The following is a 12158-nucleotide window of genomic DNA, read 5'->3' as shown; positions in this document are numbered from 1 at the left end:
GGCTCGACCCCGTCCCCGCCGCGATCGTCCAGGAGGTGATCGATGTTGCCGTGATCCTGAACGCGCTGCGGGCGCTAAATCCGCCCTACGTCGGGAGCGGTCCGCGCCTCACGGCGGAGCAGGGGCTGACGTTGCATCACGATCATCAGGCCCTGCTCAGGGACCTCGACCGCCTCCGTCATATCGTCGATGCGCTGGACGATGCGATGCCCGAAGCCGTCGCCGCGTTGATCAGCGAGGCCAACCGGCTGGTCCAGGGCAGCGTCGTGATGCACGAACGCGAGGATGAAGACAGCGTCTATCCGAAGCTCACCGAGGTGCTGCGCGACCGCCACGGACTCTCTGCCATGAGCCGTGCGCATCGCGAGATCCTGCATCTTGCGCGGCTGCTCGCGCGGATCGCGGAGGATCTGCCGTCGGAGAAGATCGACCGCTACCTCGTTCGGGACGCTCAGCGCGTGATCGAGGCGATCGAAACGCTGGTGCGCATGCACACGGCCCAGGAGGAGGATATCTACGAGTCCGTTGCGGCATAGGCGAGGGCCGCGCGGCGCGCTGGCTCCCGGCGATTGCCGCGTCACGAGACCGAAGCGCCTGCGTTGATGAGTCTGCGCAACTCACGAGCGGACTTGAGTCAGCTCAATGCAGCGCGGGGCGATCGGCTCTAGATGACGGCGCAAGGTCGCGAGGGAAAGATGCAAAAGCTCAAACGGGTATTGTTCGGCACCTTGGTCGTTCTCGCCCTGCTGTGGCTGGTTGCGGAGCCCCAGCCATTTGGCTCGGGTTCCTTCTTCCCGCTTCGCGAGAAAATGGTGCAGCTGAGCGGCGTCCTGGCCATCGGCTGCATGAGCATGGCGATGATCCTCGCGCTGCGACCGCGCTGGCCCGAGGCGTGGCTGGGCGGCCTCGACAAGATGTACCGCTTGCACAAATGGCTCGGGATCGCGGCCCTTGTGACGGCCATCATCCATTGGCTCTGGGCCAACGGCCCGAAATGGGCGGTCGGTTGGGGGTTGCTGACCCGGCCTCAGCGTGGACCAAGGCCTGTCATCGACAATCCGATCGAGGCCTTCTTCGGCGGCCTTCGTGAGCCGGCGGAGGGGCTGGGCGAGTGGGCCTTCTACGGCGCCGTCGTGCTGATCGCCTTGGCGCTCATTCAAATGTTCCCCTATCGGCTGTTCTACAAGACGCATCGGCTCCTCGCCGTCGCGTATCTGGTTCTGGTCTTTCATGCGGTCGCGCTGATCAAATTCAGCTATTGGATGTCGCCGCTCGGCTGGATCGTCGGGGCGCTGCTTGCCTTCGGGACGTGGGCGGCGGCGGTGACGCTGTTGCGACGCATCGGGGCCGGGCGCCAGGTCCAGGGCAGGATCACCTCGCTCAAATATTATCCCGGGGTCAGAGCGATCGAGACCGAGATCGAGGTGCCCCATGGTTGGCCGGGGCATCGGCCGGGCCAGTTCGCCTTCGCCACGTCCGATGTCTCGGAGGGCGCGCATCCCTACACGATCGCCTCCGGCTGGAACGCCGCGGATCCCCGGATCATCTTCATCACCAAGGAACTCGGGGACCACACCAGCCGGCTGCGGGAGAAGCTCCGGGTCGGGCAGGAGGTGAAGGTGGAGGGGCCCTACGGCTGCTTCACGTTCGACGACGATTGCCCGCATCAGATCTGGATCGGCGGCGGTATCGGCATCACGCCCTTCGTGGCCCGCATGAAACAGGCGGCCATGAAGGATGTTCCTGGTTGCTCGGTCGCGCAGACCGTTGATCTCTTTCACACCACCGCAGACGTGGACGAGGAAGCCCTCGGCAAGCTTGCGGCGGATGCGCGCTCGGCAGATGTCCGGCTCCACGTTCTCATCGACGCCCGCGATGGACGCCTGACCGGCGAACGCATTCGCGAAGCCGTTCCGCAATGGCGCGAGGCGAGCATCTGGTTCTGCGGCCCGGCGGCTTTCGGCGAGGCGCTCAGGCGAGACTTCAGTGCGCACGGCTTCCCCGTCGAGCAGCGGTTTCATCAGGAGCTGTTCGCGATGCGATGATGGAAGGTTGCACCTCCATTTCGCTTCCCAACTTGCCCTGGCGGCCAGTCCCTGTAATCTGCGGCAAACAACAGGGAAGGGTGCGATGGGAGGAGTTTTGGAGGGCGTGCGCGTGCTCGATTTCGGGCGCTATATCGCAGGGCCCTATTGCGCGACCTTGCTGGCCGAATTCGGCGCCGAGGTCATTCGCGTCGAGAAGCGCGACGGCAGCGAGGACCGCTTCGTGGCGCCGGTCGGCGAGAATGGCGAAGGCGCGCTGTTTCTCCAGGTCAACCGCAACAAGAAGTGCATCACGCTCGATCCGATGAAGCCGGAAGGGCAGGCGGTGATGCGCCGCCTGATCGCGACCGCGGACGTCGTGGTCGCCAACCTGCCGCCGCAGACCCTGCGCGCGATGAAGCTCGACTACGAGTCCCTGAAGGCGATCAAGCCCGACATCATCCTGACCACGGCGACCGCGTTCGGCGGGCCGGGGCCATGGTCCGACCGCGTCGGCTTCGACGGCGTCGGGCAGGTGATGTCGGGATCGGTCTACATGACCGGCGCGGGCGATCCGCCGTATCGCGCCGCGGTGAACTGGGTCGATTTCGGCACCGCGCTGCATTGCGCGTTCGGCACGCTCGCAGCCTTGATCGAGCGCGGCAAATCCGGGCGCGGTCAGATCGTCGAGGGGGCGCTGCTCGCAACCGCCTTGTCCTTCACCAACGCGACGCTGATCGAGCAGGCCGTCATCAACGTCAATCGCGTGCCGACGGGAAATCTCGGCCAGACCGCAGCGCCCGCCGACATCTACCGCACCAGGGACGGCTGGGTGCTGTGCCAGGTCACCGGGCATCCGCTGTTCAAGCGCTGGGCAAGGCTGATGGGCGAGGAGGAGCTGTGGTTGAAAGATCCGCGCTTTGCCGACGATATCAGCCGCGGCAACAACGGACCCGTCATCAGCGAGCGGATGGCGCGCTGGTGCGCCGAGCGCACCACGCAGGAGGCCGTCGATGCGCTGGGCGAGGCCATGATCCCGACCGGGCCGGTGCTCTCGCCGCAACAGGCGCTGGATCATCCGCATATCCGCGCCGCCGGCTTCATGCAGGACGTCGACTATCCCGGCCTGCCGAAGCCTGCACCGGTGACACGGGCGGCGGTGCGGCTCTCGGAGACGCCGGGCGAGATCGCGCACCGGCCGCCGATGCTCGGCGAGCACACCGATCTCGTCCTGGCCGAGCTCGGCTATGGCGAAGCCGAGATCGCGGCGCTTCGGCAAGGCGGGATCATCTAAAGCATGATCCGGAAACGCGCGAAGCGGTTTTCCGGAAAGATCATGCGGCGGGCAGCCGCGCGAGATTTCCGGAGCTCTAGTTCGACGCCAGTGCCGCCTTGGCGACTTCCGCCATCCAGCCCGACGCCACCGGCAGGATCGCATCGTTGAAGTCGTAGCGCGGGCCGTGCAGCTCGGCGCCGTCGCGCAAGGGCCCGTTGCCGATCCAGACGAAGGCGCCCGGCCGCTGCTGCAGATAATGGGCAAAATCCTCGCCGGCCATGCTGGGGGCGAGGTCGCGGCGCAGCTCGGCGCGCACCTTCTCCGCGGCGATGCGCGCGAGGCCAGCCTCGTCAGGCGTGTTGACCACGACGCCGACGCCCCAGACGATCTCGGGCGTGACCTTGACGCCGAAGCTGGTCGCGATCCCGGCGCAGCTCCGTTCGATGCCGTCGAGGATGACGTCCTTCACAGCCTCGCGGTGGTAGCGCAGCGTGCCGCGGATGGTGACGCGTCCGGCGATCTGGTTCGGCGCGGTGCCGCCTTCGATGGTGCAGAGCGAGAGCACGGCAGTGTCGAGCGGATCGACGCTGCGCGCGACCACCGATTGCAGGGCCACGATGAGATGGCCAGCCGCCACCACCGGATCGCGCGTCAGATGCGGCATGCCGGCGTGGCCGGCATGGCCCTCGATGGTGATGGTGATGCGCCCGCCGGAGGCCATGACCACACCGTCGTGCACGGCGATGGTGCCGGCGGCAAGGCCCGGCCAATTGTGGAAGCCGAACACGCGCTCCATCGGAAAGCGGTCGAACAGCCCGGCCGCGACCATCGCGCGCGAGCCGCCAAAGCCTTCCTCCGCCGGCTGGAAGATGAAATCGACCGTGCCGCTCCAGCTGTTGTCAGTGGCGAGCAGCGCGGCCGCGCCGAGCAGCGAGGCGGTGTGCCCGTCATGGCCGCAGGCATGCATCACGCCCGGAGTCCTGGACGCGTAGGCAAGCCCGGTATCCTCGGTGATCGGCAGCGCGTCCATGTCGGCGCGCAAGCCGACCCGCCTTTGCGCATGCCCGCGGGTCAAGGTCGCGACGACGCCGTGGCCGCCGATGCCGGCCTCGAAGGGGATGCCGAGCTCGGTGAGCTTGTCCTGCACGAAGGCGGCGGTGGCTTGTTCCTGGAGCGACAGCTCCGGGTGCGCATGCAGGTGTTGGCGCCACGCGGTCAGTTTCTGGTGCAGCTCGGGTGTCAAGGCAGGGAATCTTTCGCGCGAGAGGATCGACTTACAGTCAGCATAGCCGATTATCGGACCGCTACATCAAGTGCCAGCGAATAGCTCGCGTGCAAAGCGCGCCGCTCTTTCCCCGTCATTCCGGGGCGCGCCGCTTGGCGCGAACCCGGAATCCATCGTCCAGCTCGCTCCGAGGCTCAATGGATTCCGGGTTCGCGACTTCGTCGCGCCCCGGAATGACGAGCAATGGGTGTCACGTCAGCTTCGCCAGCCCCGCCCAGTCGAAGCTGATCCCATGCCCGGGGCGGTCCGGCGCCAGCGCCTTGCCATCCTCGAGCAGCAGCGGATGCTCGATGTACTTGTCCAATCCAAACCCGTGCGCCTCCAGATAGGAGCGGTTCGGGCAGGCCGCGAGCAGATGCACGGTGATGTCGTGGGCGCCGTGGCTGGTGACGGGCAGGTTGAAGGCTTCCGCCAGCCGGGCGATCTTCATGAAGGCGGAAACGCCGCCGCAATTGGTGACGTCGGGCTCGGGATAGGACACCGCGCCGCTCGTGATGTAGTTCTTGAACTCCCATAGCGAGCGCAAATTCTCGCCCGCCGCGATCGGCACACAGCCCTCCTGCATGATGCGCGCGTGCCCGGCGACGTCGTCGGGAATGATCGGCTCCTCCAGCCAGGTGAGGTCGAAAGGAACGAATGCCCGGGCCGCACGGATGGCTTCCTCGACGGTCCATTTCATGTTGGCATCCGCCATCAGCGGAAAACCGTCACCGAGATGCTGCCGCATCGCCGAGACCTTCGCGACGTCGGCTTTGAGGTCGGGCCGGCCGACCTTCATCTTGATGGCGCGAAAACCTTTGGCGAGATTGCCGTCGGTCTGCGCGAGCAGTTCCTCCACGGAGAGATCGAGGTCGATGCCGCCGGCATAGCACGGCACGCGCGCGTCGAAGCCGCCGAGCAATCGGTACAGCGGCAGCTTCGCGCGCCGCGCCTTCAGATCCCACAGCGCGATGTCGAGCGCCGAGAGCGCCAGCACCACCGGCCCGCCGCGTCCGCCATAATGCAGCGCCCACCAGACATGGTGCCAGATCGCTTCGGTATCGTCGGCCTCGCGGCCTTCGATCAGTGGAGGAAGCTCGCGCCTGAGGATGTCAGCGACAGCGCCACCATTGCGCCCCACCGTATAGGTGTAGCCGACGCCTTCGGCGCCATCGGCATCGCGGATGCGACAGGTGATCAGCTCGAACGCCGTGATCTCGCCATGGGTGGAGTCGGAGAGCGTGACGGGGAGGGGGATCCGGTAGAGGGCGGATTCGATGTTTGCGATGCGCGGCATGGTGCCTCCCTGTCTCTTCTTGTTTCGCGGTCTGTAGGATGGGGCAAGCGCAGCGAACCCCATCATCAACTTCGCAAGCCGCGAGGGGTTTCGCCAACGCTTGACCTATCCTACGCGATCACCGCTTGTGGGCGACATAGTTGATGCTGATCGAGGCCCGGAGCGGCGGCGTCCGCCACACCGACATATCGAGCGTGTCGGCGCCGACGCGCCAGCTCGCCAGGCGATGATTGTCGTCGTTGGACGGCTTGTCGGTCCGCTCCCGGGCCTTCAATGATGTTTCGATCAGTCCGGGCAACGCGTCGGCCGAGACGCCGACGGCCGACACCGTGCAGCTCACGCTCGGACCGTCGTCGGGGCCTGCGAAATAGGCCGTCATGCTGCCGAGCCGCTCGCCGCGCCGGATCAGCTTCGCCGTGTAGAGAATGTCGATGCTGGCCCGCCGCTCCATCTCGGCCGTGATCGGGCCGCCGTCACTGACGAAACCCAGCCCGGCCGCAATGCGCTCGACCTGGCTTGGCCGCGCCGGTTTCGGCGCGCAGATCTTCGCGAAGAGATCGACCAGCAGCGCGGTGTTGTCCTCTTCCGCGCCAGCCGCGCCCGCAAGCGCCAGCAGCGCAAGTCCTGCGAGCGCGAACCGGCCCACGATCATCACCGCATCGTCGCAACGTGCAGCGCCAGCGCGCACGCCCGGTCGTATTCGTCGAGGTTGATCCATTCGTCCACCGTGTGCGCCTCGTTTTGGCCGGCACCGAAGGTCACGGTCGGAATGCCGTGACGGACCATCCAGTTGGCGTCGAGGCCGCCATTGGCGGTGCGGACGTTCGGCGTGCCGCCGACCGCGGACACGGCCTCGACCGCGCGCTTGATGACGGGCTGGCTGTCCTTCATGCGGAACGGATAATAGTCGGTCTCGGCCTTGAACTTGACCTTGCCGGATTTGCCTTGCGCGTTCGTGACCTTCTTGGCCGCCTTCTCGAACGCGGCCTTGTAGGCCTTGGTGATCTCCTTGAAGAATTTGCCGTCATGGCTGCGGCATTCGCCGCGGACATGCACGTAGTCGGTGACGACGTTGGTGGCATCGCCTGCGGGGCGGCCCTCGCCGCCGGTGACGGGGCCGACATTGCTGGTGCCCATCCGCGCGCTCGCGCCCTTGCCCTTCACCACCTTGCCGAACCAGCCGCCGGCCTGCACGTCGGCGAGCGCCAGCGCCATGATCATGGTCGAGGAGATGCCGCGCTCCGGCGCGACGCCGGCATGCGAGGCGCGGCCGAAGATCTCGACGGTCCAGCGGTCGGCGCCGACAGCGCCGATCACGACGTTGGAAGCCGAGCCGCCGTCATAGTTGAAGGCCATCACGGGCGAGCCCAGCTCGTCCAGCTTGACGTGGCGCGCGCCGTAGAGCCCGCTCTCCTCGCGCACGCAGAACAGCAGCGTAATGGGCGGATGGTCGAGCTTCTGTTTTTCGAGCTCGGCGGCCAGCGTCACCAGCACGCCGCAGCCGCAGCGATTGTCGCCGCCGAGCGCGGTCTTGGCCTCGTTGACGATCTTGCGGCCGGATTTCTTCGGCTTGGCGCCGGCGCAGAGCGGCACGGTGTCCATATGGGTCATGAACATGATGCGCGGCTGGTTGTGCAGCGCGCCGCGGCCGGGCAGGTCGACGATGAGATTGCCGGTCTCGGTCGGCACGGGAATGCGGGTATTGGCATCGTCGAGGCGGATCGCCTTGGCCGGCACCCCGGCCTCCTTCAGCGCGGCCGCGAGCTCACGCCCGATCGCCGCCTCCTGTCCGGTCACGCCCTCGACGGCGAGGAAGCGCATGAGGCGGTCGGTGGCGGCTTTGGTGTCGACAGGCATGATTATTTCCTTTGGAAGACCGGCCCGCCATCCTACGAACGCGGCGAGGTGTAAGTCAAAAACATCAGCACGCCCAATGCCAGCATGGCAGCCATGAACAGCAGCACGGCCGGCAATCCCGCGAGCGCCGCCACTGCGCCCGTCACCGACTGCATCAGCGCCGCGCCGAGGAAGAAGGCGAGGTTGATGGCCGCCAGCGCCTTGCCTGCCACTTGCGCATCGACGAGCTGGCGGGACATGCCGAACAGCAGCGGTTGGGCGGAGGTGGCAAGGCCGATCAGCACGAACAGAACGAGGTCGTATTGCGGCGGCATCACGGGCACGCCCGATAGCACGGATACCGCATAGTGCGGCGCCCCGAGCGCCATCAGCGCCAGCAGCAGAGCCCCGGCCATGTGCGTGCCCGCCACCAGATCGCGGCGGCGGCCGAGCCTGCGGTCGATCATGCCGATGACAAGCGGACCTGCGATCATCGCCAGCGTGAAGGCAGCGAGCTGGTTGCCGGCCTCGACCCGCGTCAGTCCCTTCACGTCCATCAGCCACGGCCCGCCCCACAATCCGCGCAGCACCAGCGAGGTCGCCAGCGACACCATCGCCAGCGCGATCAGTCCGCGCAGCGGCCGCGACAGGCCGAGCCTGAGCACCTCGATCATCTGCGATAGCGGCGAGGAATCGTCCTTGTGCTCGGCCGGCTGCTGCGGCACCAATGCGAACACGGCGAGCGCGACCGCGACGCCGCCGAGCGCGGAAAGCCAGAACCCGGCACGCCAGCCCCAATTGTCGACGACGAAGGCAAGCGGGCTTGCCGACAGCAGCATGCCGATATTGCCGATCGAGAGGATCGCGCCCGACCACAACCCGAATCGCGCCGCCGACAATTGCTTCGCCGCCAGCGTCATCGGGCACATCAGCATGCCCGACGTCGCAACCCCCAGTATGAGCTGCCCGACCGCAAAGCTCGCAGCGCCGGTCGCAAACCCCGACGCCACCGCGCCGAGCACGGTTCCCGCGAGCAGGCTCAGCGACACCGGCCGTACGCCGAAGCGATCCATCGCCGCCCCGACCGGGATCTGCGCCGCGGCAAAGGCGAAAGGATAGATCGAGGTGAGGCTCGCCAGCGCCTGCGGCTCGAGATGGAAGTCCGCGGCCATCAGGTCGAGGCTGACCGCGGGAATGGTGCGCAGCAAGGTGGAGAGCATGTGGCCGAAGGCGAGCGCCACGAGCGCAAAGATCAGTGCGCGGGTCGCGGTGCCCGCGTCGTCGTGGGTGGTCATGAGCGTCCCGTCCCGGCTGGGTTTGGGGTGGCGTTACAGGATTGGAAGCGGCATGCCAATGGTGAGGAGGAGACTGTCCGTGCTTTGCATGGCCGGCCAGTTCCCCGCTGGTCGCTCAGCTCGGCAACGCGCGCCTCGGTGGCCTTCGCGTCGCGGTGCGGCCGATGCTGGAATCATCCACTCGCGGAATCCGGTGACTTGACCGTCGTTGCTGAGCGCCCTCCAGATCCCCCAGCAGCTTCGCCGCATCGCCCAACAGCTCCCGGATCGCCCGTCGCTCGGCGATCTGCTCCCGCGTGAAGGCGCCATGCTTTTTCGCATTGCGGTTTCCCCTCGGCGCGCCCGATCCGGGCGCGCTGCCGTGCATGCGGCAGCGGAGCCTGCCGCGCATCGCGGGCGCCCGGCAGGCGTGGCCTTCGCGCGTGCCGGCGCCGCAGCGCGGGCTCGCCGCCATCGCGCGCGTGTTGCGGGTGTGACCGGCACTCATGCGGCGCCGCCGTTCGAGGCGATGACGCGGTCGCGTTCGTGTTGGCCCTCATGGATCGGCATGTCGGTGTCCGCGACCGTGAGATGCGCGTGCTGCGCGACATTCCCCACGATCGCGCTGCCGCCGTCCTGCACCGACAGGTTCTGCACCGTGATCGGACGCTCGCCGTTGCCGCGGTGGCGGTTGAGGGCCTCCATCTGGGCCGCGAAGGTACGGGCCAGCCGGGTCAATGCGCGCGAAAGGCCCTCCTGCTGCGGGATGCCTTCGGCGAAGGCGAGGCGGCAGGCAAAGCGCATGGTCGCGACGTGGACGGACACCATCTGCGCCGTCAGCATGGTCTCGAGGGAGTCCCGCGGCGCGATGCTTTTCGTCATCGAGATCATGAAGGCGAGATTGTCCTCATCGGGCTTCTGCAGGATCACGCTGGCTTTCATCAATTGCTTGAGGATGCCATGGAGAGCGTCCTGATCGACGGCACCGAGTGCCTCGCCCAGCAAGTGCTCGCCGGTCTCCGCGTCCGGATGCTGAATTGCGATCCGTTGTCCGGTGAGCTTGACCCGCGGTGTGGGCCTGCTGCCGTATTTGGCGATTGGCGTCGTGCCGTTGCGCGTCATGGCTGTTGTCATGTCGATGTCTCCTCTGAGCCCACGACGCGCGCGAGCAGGCTCCGCGTGCGAAGCCGACCCTCTCGGTTGCCGTGCGGCGGTTGTGTTTTCAAATGTCGGTGCTAGGCTTGTGCGCGATCGAGGCGAGGCCCACATGACGATGGAGGCCGATTGCTCACGCGGATCGCGATGATGGCATTATGCCCCTGTTTTGCCCGACGAGTCAAAATCGATTTCGTAACATCCGAAGGTTTCGGCTTGGCGTAAGTCCTTGTTTCGACAGGGGCCGTCTACTGTGCATGGGGTTGTTTTCGCATTTTTTGTTTGGAAGGTGCGCGCACGTGCCGTGCGGCGGAATGCCGGCGCCCAAACGCGATTGCGAAATCCGGTGTGACCGCTATTCATGATCCTCGGATGCGCCGCACCAACAAACATGCACAAGCGGCGCCGCGAGGTCTGGGGAGAGAACCAATGCAACGAACCGTCCGCCTGCTGGCCGTCATCGCCGGATTGTGCGCCGCTGCGTCGTCGACGGGGGCCGTGGCGCAGAAATATCCGGTGCGGCCGGTCAAGGTCATGGTCGGATTCAGCGCCGGCGGTCCGGTCGATGTCGTCGCGCGCATCATCGGCGATCGCTTAAGCAACAAGCTCGGGCAGCCCTTCGTCGTCGAGAACCGCGCCGGCGCCAACGGCATGATCGCGGCCGAAGGCGTCGCGCGTGCCGAAGGCGACGGCTACACCATGCTCGCCTGCAACTCCTCCACCATCACGCTCAACAAGACGCTGTTCAAGGACATCCGCTACGATCCGGAAAAGGATTTCGCGCCGCTTACCACCGTCGTCTCGGCGCCGCTGGTCCTGGTGGTCAATCCCGAGAATCCCAAGACGGCCGACATCAAGTCCGTCGCCGATCTCGTCGCAGCCGCAAAGGCTGCGCCAGGTGCGCTGGCTTACGGGTCGGGCGGCAACGGCAACCTTGCCCATCTCGCCATGGAGCTGCTCAGCCAGAAGGCCGGCATCAAGCTGATTCACGTGCCCTATCGCGGCGGCTCGGCCTCGGAGGTCGGCATCCTCGCGCAGGAGGTGCTGGCTGTGTTCGATCCGCTCTCTGCCGTGCCGCTGGTGAAAGCCGGCAAGCTGCGTGCGCTCGCGGTGTCCTCGGCCGAGCGGCTGCCCTCACTGCCCGATGTGCCGACCGTTGCGGAAGCCGGCTATCCCGGCTTCGACATCTCGTTCTGGGTCGGCTTCTTCATGCCGAAATCCACGCCGGCCCCGATCCTTCAGACGCTGCACCAGGAGATCGTCGCGGCTGCCAGGGAACCGGCGGTCGCGGAGAAGCTCGGCTCGCAAGGCGTCGTCAGCGTGCTCAGCGCGGCCGACTACGCCGCCAAGATCGCGAAGGAGACGAAGGACCTCGCCGAAGTCGTGGCGGCGGCGAACATCAAGGCGGAGTGAGAAGGCCGCTTGCGTGAATTGACCATGATTGCGGTAATCTCTATTCGCCGCCGGCCAGCTGAGCCAGCCGATCGAGTAGCGGGCGCTGTCCGGCGTTGATCTTCTCCCGCGCCGTTTCGAGCGTGAACCATTCGGCGCGGTCCACCTCCGGGAAGACTTGCCGCTTGCCGCTGCGCGGCGGCCATTCCATCTCGAATGTATTGCTGCGAATGCCGCGCACGTCGATATCGAGCTCGGCTGCGAACGCGGTGACGAGCTTGCCGCCGCGCTGCTTGACTTGACCGAGCGCGGTCAGCGGCATCGTCATCTCATGGCCGAGCTCCTCGGCAAACTCCCGTCGTGCGGCGATCGCTGCATCCTCTTCGTCCGCATACTCGCCCTTCGGGATCGACCAGGCACCGAGATCCTTGTTGCGCCAGAACGGCCCCCCGGGATGAACGAGGAGGACCTCGATCTCCCGGCGTTTGCGGTAGGCGATGATCCCGGCACTCTTCGATGGCATCGCGCGTTCCGTGCGGACGGGATGACCGCCTCCTAGAGCGTTTTCGAGCGAAGTGGACACCGGTTCGCGTGAAGAAAACGCGTCAAAACAAGAATCTAGAGCTTCGGTTCTGATTCA

The 12158-nt window shown here is 66.5% G+C and carries 12 protein-coding genes; 4 read left to right on the top strand and 8 right to left on the bottom strand.

What is annotated here, in order from left to right:
• The 3 genes from UNPF46_RS36670 to UNPF46_RS36660 form a co-directional block, all read left to right on the top strand.
• Positions 1 to 536 (top strand): hemerythrin domain-containing protein (locus UNPF46_RS36670; RefSeq protein ID WP_142253276.1); only part of this gene is annotated, 536 nt, incomplete at its 5' end.
• Positions 537 to 695: 159 nt separating this feature from the next.
• Positions 696 to 2045 (top strand): ferredoxin reductase family protein, encoded by a 1350-nt coding sequence (locus tag UNPF46_RS36665; protein ID WP_142253275.1) that lies wholly within the window; start codon positions 696 to 698, stop codon positions 2043 to 2045.
• Positions 2046 to 2130: 85 nt separating this feature from the next.
• On the top strand, positions 2131 to 3318 hold the full coding sequence (locus tag UNPF46_RS36660) for a CaiB/BaiF CoA transferase family protein (protein ID WP_142253274.1): 1188 nt from the start codon (positions 2131 to 2133) through the stop codon (positions 3316 to 3318).
• 76 nt (positions 3319 to 3394) lie between these two features.
• Here UNPF46_RS36660 and UNPF46_RS36655 read toward each other — a convergent pair whose 3' ends face one another.
• From UNPF46_RS36655 to UNPF46_RS36625, 7 genes are all read right to left on the bottom strand, one after another.
• Positions 3395 to 4543 (bottom strand): amidohydrolase, encoded by a 1149-nt coding sequence (locus tag UNPF46_RS36655; RefSeq protein WP_142253273.1) that lies wholly within the window; start codon positions 4541 to 4543, stop codon positions 3395 to 3397.
• 232 nt (positions 4544 to 4775) lie between these two features.
• Positions 4776 to 5861 carry a mandelate racemase/muconate lactonizing enzyme family protein gene (locus UNPF46_RS36650; RefSeq protein ID WP_142253272.1) on the bottom strand — a complete coding sequence of 362 codons (1086 nt, stop codon included), beginning with the start codon at positions 5859 to 5861 and terminating at the stop codon, positions 4776 to 4778.
• Positions 5862 to 5979: 118 nt separating this feature from the next.
• A complete protein-coding gene (locus UNPF46_RS36645; protein ID WP_142253271.1) occupies positions 5980 to 6513 on the bottom strand; it encodes a hypothetical protein in 534 nt (177 codons plus the stop codon).
• Positions 6513 to 7718: a M20/M25/M40 family metallo-hydrolase gene (locus UNPF46_RS36640; RefSeq protein ID WP_142253270.1), complete on the bottom strand. Its 1206-nt coding sequence runs from the start codon at positions 7716 to 7718 to the stop codon at positions 6513 to 6515. The genes UNPF46_RS36645 and UNPF46_RS36640 overlap by 1 nt, the downstream gene beginning before the upstream one ends.
• Before the next feature lie 32 nt (positions 7719 to 7750).
• Positions 7751 to 8992, bottom strand: coding sequence for an MFS transporter (locus UNPF46_RS36635; protein ID WP_142253269.1), 1242 nt, complete (start codon positions 8990 to 8992; stop codon positions 7751 to 7753).
• A 115-nt stretch (positions 8993 to 9107) separates the two neighbouring features.
• Positions 9108 to 9479: an HGGxSTG domain-containing protein gene (locus tag UNPF46_RS36630; RefSeq protein WP_246668816.1), complete on the bottom strand. Its 372-nt coding sequence runs from the start codon at positions 9477 to 9479 to the stop codon at positions 9108 to 9110.
• Complete coding sequence (locus UNPF46_RS36625) at positions 9476 to 10105, bottom strand: hypothetical protein (RefSeq protein WP_100179277.1); 630 nt, start codon at positions 10103 to 10105, stop codon at positions 9476 to 9478. Before UNPF46_RS36625 ends, UNPF46_RS36630 begins: the two co-directional genes overlap by 4 nt.
• Before the next feature lie 450 nt (positions 10106 to 10555).
• Here UNPF46_RS36625 and UNPF46_RS36620 point away from each other — a divergent pair, with 450 nt between their 5' ends.
• Entirely contained in the window at positions 10556 to 11539 is a 984-nt protein-coding gene (locus UNPF46_RS36620; RefSeq protein WP_142253268.1) for a Bug family tripartite tricarboxylate transporter substrate binding protein, read from the top strand.
• 40 nt (positions 11540 to 11579) lie between these two features.
• On the opposite strand, the gene UNPF46_RS36615 is transcribed toward UNPF46_RS36620, so the two are convergent.
• Positions 11580 to 12041, bottom strand: a complete 462-nt coding sequence (locus UNPF46_RS36615; protein ID WP_100179279.1) for an NUDIX hydrolase — start codon at positions 12039 to 12041, stop codon at positions 11580 to 11582.
• Between the last annotated feature and the right edge of the window lie 117 nt (positions 12042 to 12158).

This window comes from Bradyrhizobium sp. UNPF46 (assembly GCF_006658625.1).
Classification (GTDB): domain Bacteria; phylum Pseudomonadota; class Alphaproteobacteria; order Rhizobiales; family Xanthobacteraceae; genus Bradyrhizobium; species Bradyrhizobium nitroreducens.
This window is presented reverse-complemented; position numbering and strand designations above follow the sequence as displayed.